This window comes from Myroides gitamensis, from assembly GCF_029894455.1.
Taxonomy (GTDB): Bacteria; Bacteroidota; Bacteroidia; order Flavobacteriales; family Flavobacteriaceae; genus Flavobacterium; species Flavobacterium odoratum.
The window spans coordinates 161064-186087 of record NZ_JARYHN010000001.1; the positions used below are offsets into that span (position 1 = coordinate 161064).

At 35.9% G+C, this 25024-nt stretch carries 23 protein-coding genes and 2 pseudogenes; 21 read left to right on the forward strand and 4 right to left on the reverse strand.

What is annotated here, in order from left to right:
- Nucleotides 1-30 precede the first annotated feature (30 nt).
- Nucleotides 31-2481 (forward strand): replication restart helicase PriA, encoded by a 2451-nt coding sequence (gene priA, locus M2306_RS00775; RefSeq protein ID WP_115091387.1) that lies wholly within the window; start codon nt 31-33, stop codon nt 2479-2481.
- Here the strand turns inward: priA and M2306_RS00780 are convergent.
- Nucleotides 2475-4967, reverse strand: a complete 2493-nt coding sequence (locus tag M2306_RS00780) for a BspA family leucine-rich repeat surface protein (RefSeq protein WP_259190797.1) — start codon at nt 4965-4967, stop codon at nt 2475-2477. The two genes, priA and M2306_RS00780, sit on opposite strands and share 7 nt — an antisense overlap.
- A gap of 149 nt (nt 4968-5116) precedes the next feature.
- Between M2306_RS00780 and M2306_RS00785 the strand changes: the two genes are divergently transcribed.
- From M2306_RS00785 to M2306_RS00810, 6 genes and pseudogenes are all read left to right on the forward strand, one after another.
- Nucleotides 5117-5680 (forward strand): DMP19 family protein, encoded by a 564-nt coding sequence (locus M2306_RS00785; protein ID WP_115091385.1) that lies wholly within the window; start codon nt 5117-5119, stop codon nt 5678-5680.
- A gap of 163 nt (nt 5681-5843) precedes the next feature.
- Nucleotides 5844-6380: a helix-turn-helix domain-containing protein gene (locus tag M2306_RS00790; RefSeq protein WP_115091384.1), complete on the forward strand. Its 537-nt coding sequence runs from the start codon at nt 5844-5846 to the stop codon at nt 6378-6380.
- Between the two features lie 148 nt (nt 6381-6528).
- A complete protein-coding gene (rpsF, locus tag M2306_RS00795; protein ID WP_002987044.1) occupies nt 6529-6870 on the forward strand; it encodes a 30S ribosomal protein S6 in 342 nt (113 codons plus the stop codon).
- A gap of 5 nt (nt 6871-6875) precedes the next feature.
- A pseudogene (gene rpsR, locus M2306_RS00800) lies at nt 6876-7173 on the forward strand (30S ribosomal protein S18).
- A gap of 66 nt (nt 7174-7239) precedes the next feature.
- Nucleotides 7240-7683 (forward strand): 50S ribosomal protein L9, encoded by a 444-nt coding sequence (rplI, locus tag M2306_RS00805; protein WP_115091383.1) that lies wholly within the window; start codon nt 7240-7242, stop codon nt 7681-7683.
- A gap of 298 nt (nt 7684-7981) precedes the next feature.
- Nucleotides 7982-8938 carry a helix-turn-helix transcriptional regulator gene (locus tag M2306_RS00810; protein ID WP_259190764.1) on the forward strand — a complete coding sequence of 319 codons (957 nt, stop codon included), beginning with the start codon at nt 7982-7984 and terminating at the stop codon, nt 8936-8938.
- Nucleotides 8939-8971: 33 nt separating this feature from the next.
- Here the strand turns inward: M2306_RS00810 and M2306_RS00815 are convergent, their stop codons facing one another.
- Entirely contained in the window at nt 8972-9442 is a 471-nt protein-coding gene (locus M2306_RS00815) for a DinB family protein (protein ID WP_115091381.1), read from the reverse strand.
- 158 nt (nt 9443-9600) lie between these two features.
- Here M2306_RS00815 and M2306_RS00820 point away from each other — a divergent pair, with 158 nt between their 5' ends.
- From M2306_RS00820 to recN, 12 genes and pseudogenes are all read left to right on the forward strand, one after another.
- Entirely contained in the window at nt 9601-10074 is a 474-nt protein-coding gene (locus tag M2306_RS00820) for a DUF6495 family protein (protein ID WP_259190762.1), read from the forward strand.
- Nucleotides 10075-10084: 10 nt separating this feature from the next.
- Nucleotides 10085-12088 carry an NAD-dependent DNA ligase LigA gene (gene ligA, locus M2306_RS00825; RefSeq protein WP_259190761.1) on the forward strand — a complete coding sequence of 668 codons (2004 nt, stop codon included), beginning with the start codon at nt 10085-10087 and terminating at the stop codon, nt 12086-12088.
- A 64-nt stretch (nt 12089-12152) separates the two neighbouring features.
- Nucleotides 12153-12665: a DUF6913 domain-containing protein gene (locus tag M2306_RS00830; protein ID WP_259190760.1), complete on the forward strand. Its 513-nt coding sequence runs from the start codon at nt 12153-12155 to the stop codon at nt 12663-12665.
- Between the two features lie 6 nt (nt 12666-12671).
- A complete protein-coding gene (dapA, locus tag M2306_RS00835) occupies nt 12672-13556 on the forward strand; it encodes a 4-hydroxy-tetrahydrodipicolinate synthase (RefSeq protein WP_259190759.1) in 885 nt (294 codons plus the stop codon).
- 5 nt (nt 13557-13561) lie between these two features.
- On the forward strand, nt 13562-14080 hold the full coding sequence (locus M2306_RS00840) for a ferritin (protein WP_115091376.1): 519 nt from the start codon (nt 13562-13564) through the stop codon (nt 14078-14080).
- A gap of 87 nt (nt 14081-14167) precedes the next feature.
- Nucleotides 14168-14620, forward strand: a complete 453-nt coding sequence (locus tag M2306_RS00845) for a hypothetical protein (protein ID WP_259190758.1) — start codon at nt 14168-14170, stop codon at nt 14618-14620.
- Nucleotides 14621-14768: 148 nt separating this feature from the next.
- Entirely contained in the window at nt 14769-15575 is an 807-nt protein-coding gene (locus M2306_RS00850) for an outer membrane protein assembly factor BamD (RefSeq protein WP_002987016.1), read from the forward strand.
- Nucleotides 15576-15587: 12 nt separating this feature from the next.
- Nucleotides 15588-15905: a DNA-directed RNA polymerase subunit omega gene (locus M2306_RS00855; protein WP_002987014.1), complete on the forward strand. Its 318-nt coding sequence runs from the start codon at nt 15588-15590 to the stop codon at nt 15903-15905.
- Nucleotides 15906-15918: 13 nt separating this feature from the next.
- Nucleotides 15919-17124: a bifunctional phosphopantothenoylcysteine decarboxylase/phosphopantothenate--cysteine ligase CoaBC gene (gene coaBC, locus M2306_RS00860; RefSeq protein ID WP_259190757.1), complete on the forward strand. Its 1206-nt coding sequence runs from the start codon at nt 15919-15921 to the stop codon at nt 17122-17124.
- On the forward strand, nt 17117-17443 hold the full coding sequence (locus tag M2306_RS00865; protein WP_498882724.1) for a type IX secretion component PorD family protein: 327 nt from the start codon (nt 17117-17119) through the stop codon (nt 17441-17443). Before coaBC ends, M2306_RS00865 begins: the two co-directional genes overlap by 8 nt.
- Nucleotides 17397-18008, forward strand: a complete 612-nt coding sequence (gene porD / locus M2306_RS00870; protein WP_498882725.1) for a type IX secretion system protein PorD — start codon at nt 17397-17399, stop codon at nt 18006-18008. Before M2306_RS00865 ends, porD begins: the two co-directional genes overlap by 47 nt.
- Nucleotides 18009-18044: 36 nt before the next feature.
- A pseudogene (gene recN / locus M2306_RS00875) lies at nt 18045-19701 on the forward strand (DNA repair protein RecN).
- A gap of 68 nt (nt 19702-19769) precedes the next feature.
- Here the strand turns inward: recN and M2306_RS00880 are convergent.
- A complete protein-coding gene (locus tag M2306_RS00880; RefSeq protein ID WP_259190755.1) occupies nt 19770-20612 on the reverse strand; it encodes a DUF4249 domain-containing protein in 843 nt (280 codons plus the stop codon).
- 5 nt (nt 20613-20617) lie between these two features.
- Nucleotides 20618-22999 carry a TonB-dependent receptor gene (locus M2306_RS00885; RefSeq protein WP_259190814.1) on the reverse strand — a complete coding sequence of 794 codons (2382 nt, stop codon included), beginning with the start codon at nt 22997-22999 and terminating at the stop codon, nt 20618-20620.
- Between the two features lie 97 nt (nt 23000-23096).
- Here M2306_RS00885 and M2306_RS00890 point away from each other — a divergent pair, with 97 nt between their 5' ends.
- Both M2306_RS00890 and M2306_RS00895 read left to right on the forward strand, forming a co-directional pair.
- Nucleotides 23097-24152 carry a sensor histidine kinase gene (locus M2306_RS00890; RefSeq protein ID WP_115091371.1) on the forward strand — a complete coding sequence of 352 codons (1056 nt, stop codon included), beginning with the start codon at nt 23097-23099 and terminating at the stop codon, nt 24150-24152.
- The gene (locus tag M2306_RS00895; RefSeq protein WP_259190753.1) at nt 24128-24820 is read left to right on the forward strand and encodes a LytR/AlgR family response regulator transcription factor; all 693 of its coding nucleotides are present in this window, start codon (nt 24128-24130) and stop codon (nt 24818-24820) included. Before M2306_RS00890 ends, M2306_RS00895 begins: the two co-directional genes overlap by 25 nt.
- Nucleotides 24821-25024: the final 204 nt, after the last annotated feature.

The window sequence follows — 25024 nt, forward strand, 5'->3', positions numbered from 1 at the left end:
TTTTCTTTGAAGTGATTAACCAACCCTAACATGAATTATTTTGTTGAGGTCATTGTGCCTTTAGCTTTAGATCCCACATTCACTTACCGAATTAATGAAGTCGAATTCGATTTTATTCAAGTTGGAATGCGGGTTGCTGTACCTTTTGGACGCAATAAAGTGTATACGGCCTTGGTGGTGGAAAAACACCATCGACAACCTGCTGTATACGAAGCAAAAGATATTCATGAAATTATAGATATTGAACCTGTAGTTACTCCAGCTCAAATTAAATTTTGGACGTGGTTAGCCGAGTACTATATGTGTACGCTTGGCGATGTGTACAAAGGTGCAATGCCTTCTCGTTTGCTGTTGGAAAGTGAAACGATTATTCAATGGAATGATAAAGTAACATTATCCGTAGACGATTTGGATGATGCAGAATACTTGTTATACGAGGCGATGCAAATTCAATCTATTTTGAAACTTGATGAGGTGATTGCAATTCTCGATCGCAAGAAAGTATTTCCCGTAATTAATAGTTTATTGACGAAAGGCGCCATTTTGTTGCAAGAAGAAATGGTGGAGAAATACAAACCCAAGCAAATTCGCTATGTGCGTTTGGCAGAAGAATACCTGCAAGAAGATGGATTGACCAAGCTGATGGAATTGGTTAATCGAGCGACTAAACAACGCGAATTAATCTTAAAATATTTCCAATTACAAGCCATCCAAAAAAATCCAATCAGTGTAAAACAGCTGATTGAAGAAGGTGAAAGTAGTCAAGCGATTATCAATGCTTTGATTGAAAAAGGAGTGTTTGAATCCTATTACCTTAATCATGATCGCGTTGTTTTTAATGATGCAACTTCAGAAGTGATTCAACTGACGGATGATCAAAGTAAAGCGCTTTGGGAAATAGAACAACAATTTACAGCAAAAGAAGTGGTCTTGCTGCATGGGGTTACGGCCTCAGGGAAGACAGAAGTATATATAAAACTCATAGAGAAGTTTTTATCCCAAGAAGGACAAGTGTTATTTCTCTTGCCTGAAGTGGGGATTAGTGCGCAATTGGTTCAGCGTTTAACGGCTTATTTTGGCAATCAAGTAGCGGTGTATCATTCGCGTTATTCTCATAATGAGCGATTAGAAGTGTGGAACCAGGTGTTGCAGCAATCAGAAAAGGCAAAAGTGGTGATTGGAACGCGGTTATCTGTTTTCTTACCATTTCAAGATTTGCGCTTGGTGGTGATTGATGAAGAACACGATGCCAATTACAAGCAACATGATCCTGCGCCTCGCTATCACGGACGTGATGCGGCTGTGGTATTGGCCATGCAACACAAAGCAAAAGTGTTGATGGGGTCCGCCACGCCGAGTTTAGAAAGTTATTATAATGCCGCTCAAAAAAAATACGGATTGGTTGAATTGACCAAACGTTATACGAATGTATTGCTTCCGGATATTGTCTTAGTGGATATCAAGGAAAAATACAAACGCAAACAGATGACAGGGCATTTCTCGGATCAATTGATCGAGGAAATAAATCATGCTTTGTCGTTAGAAGAACAAGTGATTCTCTTCCAAAACCGCAGGGGATTTTCACCTGTGGTGGAGTGTATGACCTGTGGAGCAGTTCCTGAATGTCCGCATTGTGATGTGAGTTTAACCTATCACAAATACAGAAATGAATTGCGTTGCCACTATTGTGGTTATACCTTACCGATGCCAAAACAATGTGGACGTTGCCACAGCGTGGATTTGAATACGAAAGGATTTGGAACTGAGCAAGTAGAAGAGGAGTTGAGAGAGTTGTTTCCAAACAAGCGTATCGCGCGTATGGATCAAGATACCACAAGAGGAAAATATGCCTATGAGAAATTGATTGAATCTTTTGAAAATCGTCAAATTGATATTTTGGTGGGCACTCAAATGTTGGCCAAAGGCTTTGATTTTAATAATGTGAACTTAGTTGGGATAATGAATGCAGACAATAGCTTGTATCATCCCGATTTTAGAGCCCATGAACGCGCCTTTCAAATGATGACGCAAATTGCAGGACGCTCAGGGCGATTTGATAAAAAGGGAAGGGTAGTTATTCAAACCTTTAATCCGTATCACAATATCATTCAACAGGTAACGAATTACGATTATAAATCCATGTATAAGGAGCAGATGTATGAACGTCATAACTTTCAGTATCCGCCTTTTTACCGCTTGATTCGCCTAACGTTAAAACACCGCGATTTTGAAAAGCTCAAAGAATCCTCGTTTTGGTTGTACAACAACCTCAAAGGGCAATTGGGGATTCCCGTTTTAGGGCCAGAAGAACCTGCAATTAACCGCATTCGCAATCAGTATATTCGCGTGATTTTAATCAAAATCCCACAACAAGTTATGCTTAACCAGACCAAAGGACAAGTGAGACGCATCTTAAAGAGTTTTGAGTCTATTGGGGCGTATCGTTCGGTTCACGTGGTGGCTAATGTTGATTTTTATTGATGGCATTTTGTACCAGATTCAAGTTGCCTTATTGGAATAGGCATTGAATTTTTAATCGCCTTTTTCCAATTGGAAGAGGTTAATGGTTGATTAAAGGCTTTTGCGTTTTTGACTATTTCATAAGCCACAGTTTCGGGGTTGATATTCCATTTATTAAGAGGTTGATTAAATCGTTGTGCATCTTCGAACATGCTATCCATTCTTTCTACTTTACTTACATCCCATCGATTTAACGGTTGGTTGAACGCTTGGGTTTCATCAAACATCTGATTCATTTTGGTAACTTGACTAACATTCCAATTATTTAAAGGTTGATTAAATTGCTGAGCCCCTTTAAACATTCCTTCTAAGTCTTTAACCTGACTCATATTCCATTGTTCCAAAGGTTGATTGAATACTTGAGTTTCAGCAAACATGTATTTCATGTCAGTTACTTGACTAACATTCCAATTATTTAAAGGTTGATTAAATTGCTGAGCACCTTTAAACATTCCTTCTAGGTATTTAACCTGACTTATATTCCATTGCTCTAAAGGTTGATTGAACGCTTGGGTTTCAGCAAACATGTATGCCATGTTTGTAACTTGACTAAGATTCCAAGTATGGAAAGGCTGATTGAATGGGGTATTTGAAAACATACTTCCCATTCTAGTAACTTGACTAACATCCCAAGTATCTAAAGGTTGATTGAATGAAGTATTTGAAAATAGTCCTCCCATGTTCGTAACTTGACTAACATTCCAGGTATCTAAAGGTTGATTGAATGGAGTTCCAGCAAACATGTATGCCATATTCGTAACTTGACTAACATTCCAGGTATCTAAAGGTTGATTGAATGAAGTATTTGAAAATAGTCCTCCCATATTCGTTACTCGACTAACATCCCAAGTTTGTAAAGGTTGGTTGAAAGCGGATGCGTGATCAAACATTTGGGACAGATTTGTTGCCTGATTCATCTTCCATTGATCTAATGGCTGGTTGAATGTTTCTGCTTGGTAAAACATATTAGAGAAATTAGTGACCTGACTCACATCCCAATGATTAAGGGGTTGATTTAATTTCTTTGCATGGGCAAACATATAACTCGTGCTTTTTACTTGTTGTAGATTAGGAAGGTCTGAAGCGGTTACTATTGCTTCTTCAGCTCCACTAAATGCCTTTTCCATTGTGCTCCATTCGATATCTCCCCATTGTTGTATCTCGATTAAGTGTTTTTCTCTTAAATAAAGATTTCTTGAATCTCCATACATGTATTCTATTGCATGTAAAGGGGTTCGTTTGGTAGGGGTTAAGGTTAAGCGATATTGACCTCCTGGCACAAGCAGATTAAGATCGTTTTGTCCGATACCATAATAAATTAAAGAGGAATCTGTTGTGTTTTCTAACAGATAGAAATATTGGCCTTGTAGGCTGAGTTCAAAATTGTTTCTGTTACCGAAAGGGGTTAGCAAATTCCAAAGCGTTACAAAAGGTTTTTTGTAATTGGGTCGTTGTTGTTTTTGTTTCCCCCATGCTGCAATTGTTTGTTGCATTTGTTGGAGATTTAATTTGGTGTTGTCGAATAGGTGAGTAAAGTAAACAATAGAAGAAACTTTCCATTGATCCAAGCGTTGATTAAATTGCTGAGCGTCAGCAAACATTTGGTTCATAAAGACTACTTGACGGACATCCCACTGATGTAAAGGTTGGTTAAAGGTAAGAGCACCATGAAACATGCCAGTCATGTCGGTTACTTGCTGGACGTTCCATTTGTTTAAGGGTTGGTTAAAAACTTTTGCTTCTTGAAACATGCTAGCCATGTTGGTTACTTGCTGGACATTCCATTTGTTTAACGGTTGGTTAAAGCTTTCCGCTTGATCAAACATGGATTCCATTTTAGTCACTTGACTAACATTCCATTGATCTAAGGGGTGATTGAATTTTTTAGCTTGAAAAAAGAGAAAACTCATATCTGTTACCTGGCTTACATCCCAGTGATTAATGGGGAAATCTAAGTAATGTGCACATAAAAACATGCCCGACATATTGGTGACTCTACTGAGGTCAGGGACATCTTGAGCAACAATAACCATTCTGCTTGCACCCGCAAAAGCATTTTGCATACTGCTCCACGGTACATCACCCCATTGAACAACAGATAAAAGCTCATCAAAGGGATTGGGGTATTCTTTTCGTTCATAAAGAGAAACGGTGATATCGGGATTGTAAAACCGATGCAATGGATTGTCGCCAATGGGAGTTAAACTAAGACGATAAGGTCCGCGTTTAGGAAAATCTAACTCGAGCATATCTTTTCCTCTTCCTTCTCCTTTTATCGTTGGATATTGAATGCTTTCCCAAGTATAGGTGTATTCTCCTTCCAAATGAAGGCTAAGTTTATGGGTGTTCCAGTTGGTAATAAAAGGTCGTTGTGCATGACTGCTCAAACCTGCAAGAAAAAAGAGAACGCTTAAGAGCATAAAACGGAACCAAATATTTTGTCTCATGTTGTTAGTTATTGGGTGAATAGTGGTGAAATGTAATGAAAGATACAACAGAAAAAGAAAGGAATTGTGAAATAAGCCTAAATCTTGTTCATCATCCTGCATTAAATCGTACTTTTGTTTGTATAAAAATGAACTAAATTTAAAAGAAAATGAGTCAACCGAAAATTGTAGTGTCACAAGACGCAGCACAAAGCCCAGATAATTACGATATCATCTATTCTAATATTACTTTTATTAACCTAATCCGCGAAGAAGCAGAGGAAGAAGATCCAGAAGAAGACCGCGTGGATGAACTAATTCCACATGATGCTTTTTTAAGTTATTATGTAGACTACTATTTGTCTCAATATGAAAATGGAAACTTTTCTCAATTTGTTTATAATACAGGAGCAGATTTGGAATTGATTGATTGGATTATCGAAGGATTAGAAAAAATGGGTTCTAAAGAGCATTTAGCTTTATTGAAAAAGAGATTAGAAGTGCTTGAAAATATGGATGAAACGGTTTTAGAAGCGTTTATTGAAAGCGACTATTTTGGAACTAATCCAACCCGAGATCTTTTAAATGATGATACTTTTTTCAATATTGAAGAGGATTTAATCGATTTAAATGCGACTTGGCTGAAACAACACCCAGAGCTTTTAGTTTTATCGATTGATGCAATGTATGATTATGCAGAACAGCTATTGGGTAAAAAAGTAGAACGAGAATAAGTTGTAAAGTTTGTGTTCCAGTGGATTTAGTTTTATTGACTGATAGAATACGTTCATTTATCCTTTAAAATTGGGAGATGACGGGAATATGTCATAGAAATGTCAGGTGAAAGTAAAGAATCGTTGAGTAGGTTTACATCAAAATCGTTTAAGATAGTGTATCATGAAAAACACGGGAGAAAAAATAAAGGAATTTCGAATAGCTAGAGGGTATTCCCAAGAAGAATTGGCTATGCAATCGGGATTGTCTATTCGTACAATTCAACGTATTGAAAAGGGGGAAACAATTCCTCGAGGAAATTCACTACAACTGTTGTGTGAAGTATTTGGATTGAAAGTAGAGGAGTTATTCCAGTCTGGCGAACGACAAGCTGAGGATTCAACCATGGCTTCTGCTCGAACTATTTATTTTTTAGTACTAACAGGAATTGTCGTTCCTCTTGGAAATATCATTGGGCCATTAATCGGATGGAGTATGTATAAAAAGAATGATGATGTGATTAATACGCTTGGAAAAAATGTAATTTTCATTCAGATCGCTTATACGGTATTGGCTGCAGGTTTGAGCTTATATGCTATTTTTAATAAACTAGGGGGTGAGGGCTATGCCTTTGAAGCTATCATGGTGTTTGTCTTTATTTTGGGACTTATTAATTATGGAGTCATGCTATATATAGGGGTGAAAGGAAGGAAGTTGTGATGTTTGTTCTTTATGATCTTTGTGTGATTTTACAAACCTCACGAACTTCACAAATCGCACTAAAAAGAAAAAGCAAAAAAACTTTGGTAGATGATATATAAAGTACTATTTTTGCACTCAATTTTATAACAAAATAAATTTTTATTTTATGAATCAATACGAAACTGTTTTCATCTTGAATCCCGTTTTATCTGAAACTCAGGTAAAGGAAACAGTACAGAAATTCGAAGAATTTCTTACTTCAAGAGGAGCTGAAATGGTAGCTAAAGAGGATTGGGGCTTAAAAAAATTAGCTTACGAAATCCAACACAAGAAAAGTGGTTTTTATCACTTGTTTGAGTACAAAGTTGCTGGAGATGTAATCATCAACCTTGAAACAGAATTCAGACGTGACGAAAGAGTTATGCGTTTCTTAACTGTTGCTTTAGATAAACACGCTATATCTTGGGCTGAGAGAAGAAGAGAAAAATTAAAATCTAAAAAAGCTTAATTATTATGTCAACTATTGAGCAATCTGCAAAAGGAAAAAAAGACGGAGATATCAGATATCTAACGCCTTGTAAACATAGAAACAAACAAAACTAAAAAGTATTGTCGTTTCAAAAAATCAGGAATCAAATACATCGATTATAAAGATGCTGATTTCTTATTAAAATTCGTTAACGAGCAAGGTAAAATTTTACCTCGTCGTTTAACTGGAACTTCTTTGAAATACCAAAGAAAAGTTTCTGTAGCGGTAAAAAGAGCTCGTCACTTAGCTTTAATGCCATACGTAGCGGATTTATTAAAATAAAATAATACAAAACAAGTTGTTGGTTTTCAACTTAGAAACCTAACTTCTTATTAAAAGGACATCAACATGGAAATTATCTTAAAACAAGACGTTCAAAAATTAGGATTTAAAGATGACGTAGTAACTGTAAAACCAGGATACGGACGTAACTACTTAATTCCTCAAGGACTTGCAGTTTTAGCTACTCCTTCTGCAAAGAAAGTATTAGCTGAAAACTTAAAGCAAAGAGCGCACAAAGAAGCTAAATTAATCGCTGATGCTAAAGTTATTGCTGAAGCATTAAAAGCAATTGAAATCAAAATCGCTGTTAAAGCTGGTGGAGAGAAATTGTTTGGTTCTGTAACGAACCAAGATTTAGCTGAAGTATTTGCTAAAAACGGTCAAGAAATTGATAGAAAATTCATCGCTTCAGGTGTTATCAAACGTTTAGGTAAATATTCTGCAACAGTACGTTTACACCGTGACGTAATTGTTGAGGTAGATTACGAAGTAATCGCTGAACAAGAGTAATTCACTTGAACTGTATTCAGTTCAATGTAAATATAACTTATATAAAAAGCCTTCCTTTTCAGGGAGGCTTTTTTGTATTTTTGTTCTTTTGCTTTTTTGAAGAACTAGTCAATTAAAGCCGTATTTTTATCATACTCTCATCACCTCACGCTCTCATCGCCTTATGCTTTCATCATCTTACGCTCTCATCGCCTTATGCTTTCATCATCTTACGCTCTCATCACCTTACGCTCTCACCATCTCACCATCTCACCCACAACTCATAACCATAACCACACCCCATAACCCACAACCAAAAATGGACATCAAAAAAAGATTTGACCGCATCATCAGTATATTTATCCATTTGCAATCCAAACCGATTGTAACGGCTCAAGAATTAGCAGATCGATTCGAGGTGAGTTTGCGTACGATTTATCGAGATATTCGATCATTGGAGCAAGCTGGAGTTCCGCTGTATAGCGAACCAGGAGTAGGGTATGCTGTTGTTGATGGATATAAGATTCCTCCAACTTTATTTACGAGAGAAGAGGCGTTGAGCTTTGTTGCTGCGGAAAAAATCATGCAGGTTTATGTAGATCAAGAGCTCAGTGAGCATTTTACTTCGGCATTGTTTAAGATGAAAGCTGTACTGCGTTCTTCTCAAAAAGCAGAAGTATCTGGAATTGCGCCTGCGGTTGTTATGCGTTCCAATAAAACGGTCTTCAATAAAAAAGTACCTTCGGCCTTATCTACCTTGTTTAAGAGTATATCGCTGAAGCAGCAAGTTCGTATTGCTTATTTGGCGGGAGTGGAAACAGAAGCTACCGTTCGCGTTGTGGAGCCAATTGGTGTCTTTCACGAAAATAGCTTTTGGTATTTCATGGCGTATTGTCATTTGCGAAAATCCTATCGTCAATTTCGATCGGATCGCATTCAGTCTATCGAATTACTTGAAGATCTATTCACGCTAGAACATGGAGATTTGGAACTGTATTTACCCAGTCGCAATGTAGAGCGCAATCTTGAAGTTCGTATTTTAGTGTCAAAACAAATGGCTGCTTATTTGGTTTGGGAACGCAAATATTATGGATTTGTGGATGAAAGTGAACGAGGAGAACAAGTTGAAATGTACTTCAAAATGAAAGATTTTAACAATGGATTTCCCCGTTGGTTTTTGATGTTTGCTGATCACGCATCGATTATGGAACCCGTAGAATTGCAAGAAAAAGTAGTACAGTTATTGGAACAAAGTTTACTGAAACACAAAAAATAAAGTCCTTTCATTTTAATGAAAGGACTTTATTTTTTAGAATGTCTCCCAGAAATGAGGAGGTTCAATTCCTAACGCTCGTAGGTACACATAGGCTTGCCCACGGTGGTGAATTTCGTTGTCGATGAAGTAAAATACATGCTGTTGAATTTTCAAATCATGTTCTCCAAATAACACAAAGTTGTTTTGAAATTGCGCCTCAGTCAGTAGAGGAAATAATGCATTAATTTGAACCGTATCTTCATCCCATTGTTTTAGTAATGCAGCTTTAGATGTAAATGTCGGTTTCTCATCAAATTTCGTAATTTGATTGGAAGTAATCGATTTTAGTGAAGGAACTGCAATAGCAATTAATTCAGCGCACATCATAGAGAAAGGGCGCATTCCTCCAATAGTGAAGTTGAATAAATCATCTTCGGAAAAAGCTTCGATTACGCGTCTTGTTAAGTTTCTTTGTCCTTGCCAGTACTGTAAAAGTTGTTCTTTGGAAATAATAACTGTGTTCATTTGAAGTGTATTTTTCTTTGTTATACCACAAATGTAAGAGGGAGGATTGACAACGGTTTGTCAGTAGGTTGAAGTAAAAATATTTTTTATCGGCTTACTGCCCTAAACTCAAAAATTACGTTTTATAATTAGTATTTTTGTCTTTCAAAGAAATTATTATGAAGTATTCTCGTCTGACAAAAGAACAATTTGAGGAGTTACATCCGGAATTTGTAAAGTTTTTAGCTGCACAGCAAATCGATAAAAATGAATGGGATAAGTTAAAAGAAGAAAAACCAGAAGTTGCCGAACAAGAATTAGATGTTTTCTCGGATTTAATCTGGGAGGGAGTGTTGACTAATGCACAATATATTGAGCATTATTCTAAAAATCACATTTTCTTATTTGGGTTTGATGAAAAATACATCAACACCATTGTGATTAAAACCCTACAACAAGATATTGATTTCTTGACGCAAGAAGGATTGAAATGGTTGTCAGAAGCTGTGTTTACAGCAGATGTAGAAGTGAAGCACGGAGGAAAGAATTTTGGTGCAGATCGCAATGCAGAGCTTTTCGATATTATTCGTCAGGGAGCTATCTTAAGTGATGGTGTATTGTATACACAATTTAAACAGATGTTGAACCTGTAAGCCTGAGACGATGACAGAAGTGAAAAGTAAAATTGAAGCGCTTAGAAAGGAATTAAACGAGCATAATTACAATTATTATGTACTAGATAATGCAACTATTTCTGATTTTGAGTTTGATCAAAAATTAAAAGAATTAGAAGCTTTAGAGCAAAAGCATCCTGAGTTTTTTGATGCAGATTCACCGACGCAACGCGTGGGTGGAGCAATTACGAAGAATTTTGAGACGATTGTACATCGAAATAGAATGTATTCGTTGGATAATTCGTATTCTCAAGAAGATTTATTGGATTGGGAAAAACGCATTCAAAAAGCATTGGGGGATGTTCCTATGGAATATACCTGCGAACTAAAATATGACGGTGCTTCTATTAGCATTACGTATGAAGATGGTGTGCTTGTTCGTGCGGTTACCCGTGGAGATGGTGTGCAAGGGGATGATGTAACCAATAACATCAAAACAATCAAATCGGTGCCTATTCGCTTAAAAGGGGATGATTATCCAAAGAGTTTTGATATTCGCGGAGAGATTATCTTGCCTTTTGCAGGATTTGAACGCATGAATCAAGAGTTGATTGAGATTGGAGAAACACCTTATGCTAACCCAAGAAATACAGCCTCAGGAAGTTTAAAATTACAAGATAGTGCAGAGGTAGCCAAACGTCCTTTGGAGTGTTTGTTATATAATTTAATTGGATCAGATCTAGGATTTGAAACGCAATATGAAGGATTGGAAAAAGCGCGCCAATGGGGATTTAAAGTACCAACGGTTTCGAAATTAGCTAAAAGCATGGACGAAGTCTTGGAGTTTATTGCTTATTGGGATGTACATCGTCATGAATTGCCGTATGAAACGGATGGTGTGGTAGTGAAAGTGAATTCCTTACACGATCAAGAAGAACTTGGGTTTACAGCAAAATCACCTCGTTGGGCTATTGCGTATAAGTTTAAGGCAGAACAAGGCGAGACTTTATTAGAATCGATTGTTTACCAAGTAGGACGAACAGGAGCGATTACACCTGTAGCGAATCTAGCGCCTGTTCAATTGGCAGGAACGACGGTTCGACGTGCATCTTTACACAATGCAGATCAAATTGCAAAATTAGATGTTCGCGTAGGGGATTATGTGTATGTAGAAAAAGGAGGGGAGATTATTCCTAAAATCGTAGGAGTAAATACAGCAGTTCGTCCAAGTGATTCTCAACCAACCGTATATATTACGACTTGTCCAGAATGTGATACACCTTTAAAACGCAACAGAGGAGAAGCTCAACACTATTGTCCAAATGTATATGGATGTCCACCGCAAATAGCGGGTAGAATTCAACATTTTATCTCGCGTAAAGCGATGGATATTGAAGGTTTAGGAGAGGAAACAGTGGTGTTATTGTATAACAATGGTTTAATTAAAGATTATGCCGATTTATACGAATTGAAGAAAGAAGATGTGCTGCCTCTTGAACGCATGGCTGAAAAATCAGCAGATAACTTAATCAATGGGATTGAGGCTTCTAAGTCGATTCCTTTTGAACGTGTTTTATATGCACTAGGTATTCGCTATGTTGGTGAAACGGTAGCAAAAAAATTAGCCAATCACTATAAATCCATTGATGCGTTGGCGGTAGCGCCTATGTTGGAGATGATTACAGTAGATGAAATCGGAGAGCGTATCGCACAAAGTGTGATTGATTTCTTTAGTAATGACATCAATAAACAAACCATTGAGCGATTAAAAGCATATGGGGTACAAATGGTCTTGGAGGAAAAAGAGTCTACGGTTGTTTCAGATCTTTTAAAAGGAAAAACAATTGTGGTGTCAGGTGTGTTTACACAAGTGAGCCGAGAGGAGCTAAAACAGATGATTGAAGATCACGGCGGTAAAAATGGAAGTTCGATTAGTGCTAAAACGGATTATGTTGTGGCAGGAGATAAAATGGGGCCTTCTAAATTGGAAAAAGCCAATCAATTGGGAATAACGATTTTGACGGAAGAAGCCTTTTTAACGATGATTAAATAATTTGTTGTTAAAGTAGTTAGAATATTATTAGGCTTTTTCTAACTTTACTTCTTATCAAAGAATTATGTTTAGTACTTTCAAGAAGAAAACATTAAAAAAAGCAATTAATCAAGCTACGTTAAAAGGTTTGGCGTCAGATTTTGACTTTAAACCTCAAACGATAGGTATTTTAATTGAAAAAAGTGAAGTGTCGAAAGTGGATGAGTTAATTCAAGCACTGCGTCAAAGTGGTGTGTCGGCCGATCAGATTAATGTTTTGGTTTATACCGGATTAACCAAGACTAAGCAATTGATAGATCCATCGTTTAGTATGAGTGATTTTACGTTAACGGGGGATATTCACAATCAAGAAGTAAAGAACTTTATCGATCAACCTTTTGACTTGTTGATTAATTTTTATGCAAAAGATATTGTACCTTTACTATGGGTGAGTGCGAAATCGAAGGCGAAATTTAAGGTTGGAGTTGCAACAGTGACACCGAAAATCAACCACTTTAGTTTAGATATTCAGGAGCTACAAGCGACACAATATGCTAAACATTTAATGAATTATATAACTATTTTTAAAACGAAATAAACGAATATGCAATCGCTAAAAGGTACAGGAGTGGCTTTGATTACTCCATTTAAAAAAGACAAATCTGTTGATGTTGAAGCGCTAGAGCGTTTAGTACACTATGTGACTGAAGGAGGAGTGGAATATCTTGTGGTTTTAGGAACAACAGGAGAAGCTGCTACTTTAACGCAGGAAGAAAAGGAAGTAGTGAAACAGACTGTAATAAAGGCGAATGCAGGCAAATTACCGATGGTTTTAGGTGTTGGAGGAAATAATACAGCACAAGTTGTTGAGGAGTTAAATCCAGCTAACTTAGCAGGATTTGATGCTATCTTATCGGTATCTCCTTACTACAACAAACCTACACAAGAAGGAATCTACCAACATTTCAGAGCGATTGCACAACAAAGTAGCTTACCGATTCTATTGTATAATGTGCCAGGGCGTACAGGAAGCAATATGAGTCCTAAAACGGTTATCCGCTTAGCCAATGAATTTTCAAATATTGTGGGAATTAAAGAAGCAGCAGGTGATCTTGTTCAAGGAATGGAATTGATTAGACAATCAACCCGTCAAGATTTTCTTGTTATTTCTGGAGATGATGCGATTGCGCTGCCTTTAGTATTAGCAGGTGGAGCAGGAGTTATTTCTGTGATTGGACAAGGAGTTCCACAACCCTTTTCAACGATGATTCGCTTGGGATTAGAAGGGAAAATAAAAGAGGCTTTTCAGTTGCAGTACCAAATGATGCCTATTATTGATATGATATTTGAACAAGGAAATCCAGGGGGAATTAAAGCAGTTTTAGAACAAGCAGAGGTAATTGAAAATGAATTGAGATTACCATTGGTTCCCGTGGATCAAGAATTAAAACAACGAATAGAAAAAGAATTTATAAAACTCAAAAATTAGAAACTATGTTATCGAAAAAATTGCAAGATGCTTTAAACGGACAGATTAAAATAGAAGGTGATTCATCTCAAATTTATTTAGCGATGGCAACTTGGGCAGAAGTTCAAGGTTTTGAAGGAATTGCTTCTTTTATGTACGATCAATCGAATGAAGAGCGTACACATATGCTTAAATTGGTAAAATATATCAATCAAAGAGGTGGAGAAGCAACGATTCCAGCAGTAGCGAAACCTGAGTTGGATTATGCTTCATTTAAGACGCTTTTTACGCAATTATTTGCACATGAGGTGTTTGTGTCAAAAAGCATCAATGACTTAGTGCATATTGCTTTAGAAGAACGCGATTATGCAACGCACAATTTCCTACAGTGGTATGTGTCTGAGCAAATCGAAGAAGAGGCAACAGCGCGTACGATTTTAGATAAAATCAATCTTATTGGAGATGATAAAGGAGGACTTTATTTATTCGACAATGATATGAAGAGCTTTAGAGGAGATGCAGGTGCAACTGCTACTACCGTTTAATCATAAGAAATTAAAACAAGATAAAAAGATGCCATACAAGCATCTTTTTATCTTTATATAGTAAGGCCAAGGATGTACACCGAAAAAATGAATATTTACAAACAGAAAACAGCATCTTTTATGGTGTTTTTTACTTGTTCAGTGCTTGTTTTTTTTGGTATCGTAACGGGAGATTACTGGTTTTTAGGATCTTTAGCGGTTCTTGTATTGGTGGTCCATTTGTATATCTCTTCTTTAGAATATACTATTGGACATACAGCAGAAGCGCTCGTATTTGGTTTACGCAAACAAAATATAGTTCTCTTTCAAGATATTGAGGAAATCGCAGTAGAAAATATCGATTATATGGGGAAATTTGGCGGATATGGTTATCGAAAATTTCGCAAACGATCAGCTTATGTTTTCAATGATTCAGGTAATTTCTTATGTGTAAAAACGGCAGATAAAAATTATTTTTTCTCGATTGATGATAAAGAATATTGGACAGATTGGCTTCAGAAAACGACAGACTTAAGTAAGAAAGCATCAATTGTTTACTAAATTATCCTGTTAAAATAAAACAAAAAAGACCTTTTTTTCTTTTTAGTAAAGAAAGGTTTTTGTATAATGCAATTATATAACTAAATTTGCAGTTGCTTTTGAAGTGCTATAACTCAAACAGGCGATTGTTTAATACCGAATGAACGAAATGAAAAAATACGTCGGATTATCTCTTTTGGCTTTGACTTTTGTAGGGTGTTCACCCTTACAGAAAGCAATGAAATCAGAAGATTTAGAATTCAAAAAGGATGTTGCTAATACATACTATGAACAACAAAAGTATAGAAAGGCTATCCGATTATATGAACAAGTAGAGACTTCGTTTAGAGGTCGACCAGGGTATGAGGACATGTACTTCAACTTTGCAGAAGCTACCTATGTAACGAAAGATTATATGTTAGCGGCTGAGCGATTCAAATTATTTGCTGCAACGTATCCTAGAGCGGAGCGCAGAGAAGAAGCTTTACTAAAAGAAATTAAATGTGGAGTAGAATTATCTCCTGTTTATTCTTTGGATCAGACGATTACAAATACGACAATCGGTAAATTGCAAAAATTTATTGACCAATATCCAGGTTCAGATTTTATTTTTGAAGCAAACTCAATCATGAGCGAGATGAATAAAAAACTGGAACAAAAATCGTTTGAAAACGCTAAACAATTGAATACGATTGGTGCTTATACGAGAAATTATGGAGCTGCAATAGTTGCTTTAGATAACTTTATCTATGACTTCCCAGGAACGGAATATAAAGAAGATGCTTTATATTACAAATTGGATTCAGCCTATAAATTAGCAATGAATAGCGTGTACAGTCGATTGGAAGAACGATTAAACAATGCAAAAGGAATGTACGATGCGTTGATTCGCTTCAACAGCGAAACAAAATACAAAGAGAAAGCAGATAAAATGCTTGCAGAAATAAACACAGAATTACAAAAAATTTCAAAATAACCTAAGCGTAAAATGGATTTAAAGAAAACAACTGCTCCAGTAAACACAATTACTTACAACAAAAGTAAAATTGAAGAACCAACTGGTAATATCTATGAAGCTATTACTATTATCGCAAAAAGAGCAAGTCAAATTAACGTTGAAATTAAAAACGAATTGATTGATAAGTTAGAGGAGTTTGCTACTAACAATGATAGCTTAGATGAGGTTTTTGAAAATAAAGAACAAATTGAAGTATCAAAGTTCTACGAGAAACTTCCAAAAGCACAAGCATTAGCAGTAGAAGAATGGTTGGAAGGAAAAGTTTCATTCAAAGAAGTTAACAAATAGCATATACTACAACATGTCAGTGTTAAGCGGAAAAAAAATATTACTAGGTGTAACTGGTGGAATTGCCGCTTATAAAACGGCAAGTTTAGTACGTTTACTTATTAAAGCAGGTGCCGAGGTCCAAGTGATCATGACACCTGCTTCTCATCAATTTGTTACCCCGTTTACTTTATCTACTTTATCTAAAAAACCAGTGTATACTGAGTTTTTTAACTCCAAAGAAAGCGGTACATGGAATAACCATGTAGAATTAGCACTTTGGGCGGATATGATGCTTATTGCACCTGCTACAGCTAATGTCTTAGCTAAAATGGCCAATGGGTTATGTGATAATCTACTTTTAGCCGTTTATATGTCAGCAAAATGTCCAGTTTATATAGCGCCTGCTATGGACTTAGACATGTACGTGCACCCTTCAACAGCAAGAAATTTAGCTACCTTAACTTCATATAATCACGTGATAATTCCCGCAGAAAAAGGAGAATTAGCAAGCGGATTAATTGGACAAGGTAGAATGTCAGAGCCAGAAACGATTGTTGCTGTGCTAGAAGAATCATTGAATCAAAATTTACCTCTTCAAGGTAAAAAAATATTAATTACAGCCGGTCCAACATACGAACCGATCGACCCTGTGCGTTTTATTGGTAATCACTCTTCAGGAAAAATGGGGTATGATATTGCCAAAGAAGTTGCAAAGCAAGGTGGAACGGTAATTTTAGTGAGTGGGCCGACCAATCAAAAGATAGCAGATCCCCGTGTTCAAGTAATTGCCGTGATGTCCGCATCGGAAATGTACGAGGCTTGTCACCAGCATTTTGATGAGGTAGATGTAGTCGTAGCCGCAGCTGCAGTGGCAGATTATCGACCGAAGGATGTCGCAACGCAAAAAATAAAAAAGAACGCAGATGAGTTTAGTATAACCCTAGATAAAAATCCAGATATACTCGCTTCATTAGGTGCATTGAAAAAGCAACAGTATTTGATTGGTTTTGCACTGGAAACAGAAAATGAGGTGGAACATGCCAAACAGAAGATAACCAAGAAAAATCTCGATTTGATTGTGTTAAACTCACTAAATGATACGGGTGCAGGTTTTGGAAAACCAACCAATAAGGTTACCTTTATTGATCGCGATTTTACTGTTCAACCAATGGAACTAAAATCAAAAGAGGAGGTTGCTAAAGATATTGTCAATAAAATCATTCAACACTATGAATAAACTTTTTGGACTTTTCGCTTGTTTTTTTCTTTGGATGGGCACATGCCAAGCACAAGAATTGAACGCTAATGTGAGTATAAATTTCGCACAAGTAGGAAATGCACATCAAAATTATTTCCGAACCTTAGAAAAGTCTTTAAAAGAATTGTTGAATCAAACCACTTGGACGTCTCAACGAATGAACTCCAATGAGAAAATAGATTGTACTTTTTTGTTGACAGTAAATTCTTTCGACAATAATGCGAATATCTCTGGTACTTTACAAGTACAATATGGTCGTCCTATTTTCAATACGACCTATACAAGTCCCGTATTATAATTTCAATGACAAGGATATTGCATTTAATTACACGGAGTTTGAACCTTTGCGTTATAGCGCAGGTACGTATGAATCTAATTTAATCTCTTTGGTTTCTTTTTATGTTCATGTTGTCTTAGGAATGGATGGAGATACCTTTGCAAAAGATGGAGGTAATGCCTACTATCAAGAAGCTTCTTTAATTGCTTCAATGGCTCAACAGTCTGGAGCAAAAGGGTGGAAGCAAGGCGATGGAACCAATACGCGTTATACGTTAATTAACGATCTAACTTCAGGAGCAAGTAGACCTTTTCGAGATGCTTTATACACGTATCACCGTACAGGATTAGATACGATGAGTGAGAGCTTAGAAGGCGGACGTGATGGGATATTTAAAGGCTTGGAAGATTTAAGACAATATAATGCAGTGCGATCTAATTCTCTTTTAATTCGCGTGTTTTTTGATGCTAAAACAGAAGAATTAGTGAATGTATATAGTGGAATTGCAGATCGCAACAAGAAACGTGTGACTGAAATATTACATGCAATATCTCCCTTAAATGCTTCTAAATGGAATAATTTATAAGTATCTTTCGGTTGTAAAATTTAATAGTCTCGGCTTATGCTTACTTCATTGAGTATAAAAAATTTCGCTTTAATTGATCATTTAGAAATTGAGTTTTTTAAAGGTTTTTCTATTATTACTGGTGAAACCGGTGCAGGAAAATCAATTGTTTTAGGCGCATTAGGCCTGTTACAAGGAAAACGAGCAGATTTAGGTTCTCTCAAAAATAAGGATGAAAAATGCGTGATTGAAGGACAATTCAAAGTTGATCCTTATAAATTGGAAGAACTATATTCTTTCTTGGATATGGACTATGAGCCTATTACCATCATCCGAAGAGAAATTTTACCATCTGGAAAATCTAGAGCTTTTGTCAATGATTCTCCCGTAAATCTAACGGATTTACAGGAATTAAGTGCTGTCTTATTGGATATTCACTCCCAACATCAAACGAGTGAATTGAGCGAAGAAACGTATCAAATAAAAGTTATTGATGCTATCGCCAAAAACGAAGAGACTTTAGAGGAGTATCAAAAGCAATTAAAATTATATAAAGCTTCTGTTAGTGAACTCAAACAGCTAAAAGAAGAAGAAATAGAACTGCTAAAGGAACAAGATTACAACGCTTTTCTTTTAGAGGAATTAGAAGCGCTACAATTGACAACAATTGATCAAGTAGAATTAGAAAGTGAATTCGAAAAATTAAACAATGTCGAACATGTGCGTGAAAGTTTTGCGCAAGCTACTCAGATTCTAACAACGGATCAAATGGGCGTGATTCAAGGATTAAAAGAATTGCGTCAAACCCTACAGAAAACAGCAACCGTTTCTAAAGATTACGAAGAGCTTTACAATCGTGTAGTTAGTGCGGAAATTGAATTAGCCGATTTAGCGAATGAAATTGAACGTGAAATCGACCATGTTGTATCTGATCCAGAGCGTTTAACCGTATTACACGAACGTTTACAAGTGTTGTATGCCTTGCAAAAGAAACATCAAGTAAATTCAGTAGAAGAGCTAATAGCTATTGAAACGGGCTTGAATGACAAAGTATTCAAAGTTGGGGAAGTCCAGCATAAAATTGTCGCAGTAGAACAGCAGATTGAAGCGTTGTTGGTTAAGTTAGACCAATTGGCGGATCAGTTATCTCAAGCAAGACAGCAAGCAATTCCTGCTTTGAGCGATCAATTGGTCGAAATATTGACGTTAGTTGGAATGCCACATGCGACCTTCCAATTTGATTTTAAAACAGTAGATCAGTATTTAACCAATGGAAAAGATCAAATGCAACTGCAATTCTCTGCAAACAAAGGCATGGATTATGGTTTGTTAAAAAAGGTAGCTTCTGGTGGGGAATTGTCGCGTATTATGTTGGCGATTAAAGCGATTTTAGCGCGATATTCGAATTTACCAACGATTATTTTTGATGAAATTGATACGGGGGTATCTGGAGAGGGTAGCAGATAAAATGGGCGTAATTATGAAAGATATGAGTACCTTAATGCAGGTTTTTGCTATTACACATTTACCTCAAATTGCTGCTAAAGGACACCAACATTATAAAGTATTCAAAGCTTCGGAAGGAGAATCTACGACTTCTAAATTAATTCAATTAGATCAGGAACATCGAGTGGAAGAAATTGCACAGATGTTATCTGGAAAAGATATTACAGCCTCTGCTTTGCAACATGCAAAGGAGTTGTTGAATGGTTAGTAAACTGTAAACGTCAACTGTCAACCAATCAAAAAGGGCAATAAGAAATTTCTTATTGCCCTTTTTGATTATGCTTTTGGCTGTTCATAAATAGTATGAGTAGCCGTTTGTTTTTCTATAACTCTGAAGTAACCCAGTGCTTCTTTTTTAGGTGTTGTTTGGTTTTTGACATTCCCGATGATTTGTCCACTTGGTACTTGGAAAGGTCCTCCACCATTGCCAATAGCATCAAAAAAGCTCATGGCAAAATCGTGGTAATTTCTGGAGATTTGTGCCAATTCAATTTCTACTTTTTCTCCAGGTACTGCATCTTCATCAATGATATAAAGTGATTCCATTCGGTTTCCTTTAGCGTATTCATTTGATAATACGCGGGGTTGTGGAGCTTTCTTTTCGTATTGATAGTGCAAATAATAGTAATTCAAATTCTGATTGGGTCTAGGTATATCTTGATAATAAACGCGAATTACGTAGTAATCGGTATCAAAGTATTTTTCGCGTTTTTGCGCTATTTCAAGTATTTCAGGACTTGAGGTATAAGTTTCAGTTGCTTCATACAAATCGTTGTCATATTCAATTTGTAATTTAAAGGTATCTCCTTCAGTAGGCTTAGCAATTTCAGTTGAATAATAACGCCCAGTTTGGCCTAATTCGTTCAATAAGAATTGATTGCCTTGTTTGTCACTGATACGAACAATGGCATTGTTTACTGGTGGAATTTCCAAGTTGAAATAATCAGTTGTCAAACTTAGTCTAATAAATACCGTATCTGTAGCTCCAATTTTATTGAAGTCTAAGTTTCCTTCTACAACTAAACGAGGTTCAGCAGTAGGTAAATCAATATCAATTACTTCAGTACAAGAGGTAAGAGATAAGGTTAATAGAAGTGCTATATAAGATAATGCTTTCATTTTACTTAGAATTTAAAATTGTACGTAACACTTGGTACTAAACCAAAAATAGACATTTTTTCAGCCTCATTTTTTCCGCGAATATCTTCGTTTTCTCTGAAGGAAATAGACGCCGCATTGTATCGACTATATAGGTTGTAAATTCCAAATACCCATTCTCCTTTCCAGCGTTTCGTTGAATTTGGGTTTGGCGTATACGTAGCAGATACATCTAAATGGTGATAGGCAGGCATGTTATTGGCGTAACGATCTCCAAATTTAGGTACACGTAGCCCTAAGTATTCATATTGACCTTCTGGGTAAGTGATTGGACGACCCGATTGTAGTGTGAAACTAGCACCAAAGGTCCATTTTGGATTTAATTCATATAGAGCTGTAATGGAAAGGTCATGTAGCTTGTCATATGAAGCTCTATACCAATCGCCGTTGTTGATACCGGGTTCAAATGCTGTTCTACCTGGCGTACGTTGTTCAGCTCTTGATAGGGTATAAGCAACCCATCCTGTTAGTTTACCTAAGTTCTTTCTAACAAGAACCTCTAATCCATAAGCTCTTCCTTCTCCATTAAGAATAACGCGTTCAATTGCTTCATTCCCGACTAATTGCGCTCCATCAATGTAATCAATACTGTTTTTTACTTTTTTGTAAAATACTTCGGTTTCTAAACTATATCTTCCTTCTGCAAAATTTTGGAAATAACCCAAAGCAACTTGATCCACTAATTCTGGATCGGTATATTTTCCACTAGGTGTCCAGATATCTAAAGGAGTTGGCGCTGCCGTATTAGACATTAAGTGGATGTATTGTGTCATTCGGTTATAGCTCGCTTTAATGGATTGATTGTCATTTAAAATATAAGCAACACCGATACGAGGTTCAAGGTTGTTGAATTGCTCAATAGACTTGTTTTTCTTGTAATAGGTCGTTTCTAGCATATCTGCCATTTTGTAAACCCCCAATTGCTGATCATACCAAACTGGTTGATTGTTGGCATAGGTATGTTCAATTCCTTTCCCTTTCGCATTGAAGTGAGAGAATCGCAACCCATAATTTACACTAATATGCTGACCAAAATTCTGTTCAGCTTCTACATAAACACTGCTTTCAGAAGCATACTTATTATCTATTTTCTTGTAGTTGATAGAAGAATCGCTCTTTGTTGGTTTGATTGTTCCAGGGTAGAAAATATATTCTGTATGTCCGATACCATAGCGCAATTGTAACGCTGAATTTATATCATGTAAAAAATCATATTTGATTTGTGTACTTTTAATTCCATTCTTCCAATTAAATCCCACTAAATCTAAATCCAGATCATAGGCATATTGACTGGTTGACAAAGACAACGTTCCAGCTAAATCATCGTTGTATAACGTTTGCCATTCTAAAGTAGCCGCTAAGTTTCCAAAGCTGTTTTTCATTAGATCCTTGAAACTAAATACGTCTTTTCCATAATAAGCAGAAAAATTGATCTTATTCTTTTTATTGATATCAAAACTTAATTTAGTATTGATGTCATAGAAATAAGCAGAATTTTTGTTGTCTGATAATTTCAAGAACAAATGCGCATAAGAACCACGTCCTGCAATTAAAAAGGAAGATTTTCCTTTTTGAATTGGTCCTTGAGCTAATAAACGACTGGAAATTACACCGATTCCTCCTTCAAAAGTATAATCGTCCTTATTTCCTTCTTTTTGAGCTACATCTAGTACAGAAGAAGCTCTTCCTCCAAAACGAGCAGGGATTCCTCCTTTGTATAGTTTTAAGTCTCGAATAGCATCAGAGTTGAAGACAGAAAAGAAACCAAAAAGGTGAGAAGAACTATATACACTAGCATTGTCTAATAATACTAAGTTTTGTCCTGCACTTCCTCCGCGAACATTAAATCCAGCGGCACCTTCTCCAGCATTGGTTACACCTGGTAATTGAAGAATAGACTTTAGAATATCTGTTTCCCCTAATACCACAGGCATTTTTTTGATTTCTTCAGTAGTTAATTTGTTGACACTCATTTCTGGTTTTCGAATATCAACTTTGTTTTTATTTTGTACAATAACCACTTCTGACAGTTCAGCATTATCTGTTGCTAATACAAAATCTAACGTTTGGTTTTTAGTTAGGTTCACTTTTGTAAACTTATCTGCATACCCCATGTATGATATTTTTAAGGAATAGGTTCCTTCTTGTAGCTGTATGGAATAATGTCCTTTCTCATTTGTGATGGCGCCATTATTGATTTCATTAATGTAAATCGTAGCACCAATTAAAGGTTCACGGTTGTCTTTAATGGTTCCTTGTAAAAGATAAGTAGCTTGACCTTTTACGCCCATTGTGATAAAGAACAAAGCACAGAGTAAAAAGGCTGTTCTGAGTTGACTTGGTATCATCATAGTTTGATAATTAATTCGAGTACGAAAATAACTAAGTTTTAGGGGTTTTTAAGAAAAGAATATGTAAAAGGTGGTTTTTTTATCTTAATGGTTTTTGTATAAGTTTTTTGCAGTCAATGCGTTGGATGAAGTATCTTTAGTCCATAAACAAATTGAAATGTGGAGATGGTATTCTAATATATGGTATCGCAATATTTTTGGATTATTAGCCTTGTGTTTGATTTTTGGCTTTATTCAATATACTAGTTTAGGCGATAAAAGCATTCGAGAAATTTTGGTGGAGATGGTTCCTGCTATCTCTTTGATTTATTCTTTGATTTACATCAATAATGTATTTATCATTAAGCGCTTTTTATTAACCAAAAAGTATGATTCCTTTCTTCTTTGGTTTCTCGTTTATTTGGTTTTTGGTGTATTTTGTTTGAGTCAATATGCCATCTATGCTGGCGAATTCAAATCGTTAATTCTCGAAGTTACCAATACGTTATTCTTTACTATCTTAGGGACAGGAACATATTTTATTCATCAATGGGCCTTTCAGAATATTACGTTACGCGAACGAAAATTAGCAAATACAGAAGCAGAATTAGATTTTCTAAAGATGCAATTGAATCCGCACTTTTTGTTGAATGCAATGAATAATTTGTATGGAGAAGCATTGACCAACCCTGATGATACACCCAATCGAATCTTACAGCTGTCTCATTTGTTTCGCTATCAAATTGAAGCAAGTAAAAAAGAAGAAGTGCGACTGGAATTGGAAATTGATTTTGTCAACGAATATTTAGATTATTATAGATTTACGAGCGATTCGTTGGTGGTATATATCGAATATTATGGTGATTTAGAAGCTTATCAAGTACCACCGCTTTTGTTTTTTAGTTTGGTGGAAAATGCAGTGAAGTTTAGTTTGCAAACGGAACAACCCTCTATTTCCATCCGATGGAAAGAAGAAGGAGGAAAGATATACTTCGAGATAATCAATAGTTGTTTGCCCCTTGAAAAACAGAAAAAGGGAACCGGTTTGGGGTTAAATAACTTGAAAAGACGCTTAGAAGTATCGGGAATACATGCTAAATTTGAAGTTGAAGATCTAAAGAATAAATATAAAGCAAAACTTACATTATGGGGACTAAATACAAATGTTTAATAGTTGATGATGAAAAACCAGCCCACCAAGTGTTGATGAGTCATATCAATCAATGTGAAGATTTAGATTGTGTAGGTAATGCTTTTTCTGGAAAGGAAGCGCTGCTTTTTTTACAAAAGAATGAAGTTGATATTCTGTTGTTGGATATTAATATGCCGCTTATCTCTGGATTAGAATTTTTGGATATGATAACGGTAAAACCAGTTACAATTATAACCACAGCTTATTCGGATTTTGCTTTAGAATCGTATGAAAAAGATGCCGTGGATTATTTATTGAAACCTATTTCATTTGGCAAATTTTTAAAAGCCATCGAAAAAGCAAAAATATTTTGTAAAAACAGGAAAGAATCCACAGATGAAATAAAAGATAATGTATTGAAAATTAGAGAGGATGGGTTGGATGTACTATTAGATATAGATGAGATTCTCTTTGTGGAAAGTGCAGGAAACTATATAAAAATATTTGTTGAAAATCGCAGTAAGAGCTATTTTATTTATGGTTCATTGATTAGTATTAAAACAGAATTGCCGGATTATTTTATTCAAGTGCATCGTTCTTTTATCGTCAATCGAAAACAGATTGTAAAAAAGGAACTTGGAAAAGTCACTTTACATGTTAATATCGAAATACCAGTAGGAAGAAAGTATCAGATTTTAATTGAATAGTATCAAGAGTTTTTGCTTTTTTGCAGCATTTTCCTTGAGAAAAAGCGTATGATATCTTGGGTATAAAGAAAGAATGGAATTTGTGGAGGTTCACAAAAAATATAGAATCGTATAAATTAGATCTACCTTGAAGCTATTTCTTGAAGGTAGATCTAATTTTTTAGACTAGCCTTATAAGTTATAAATGCGGGTTGATTTTTTCAG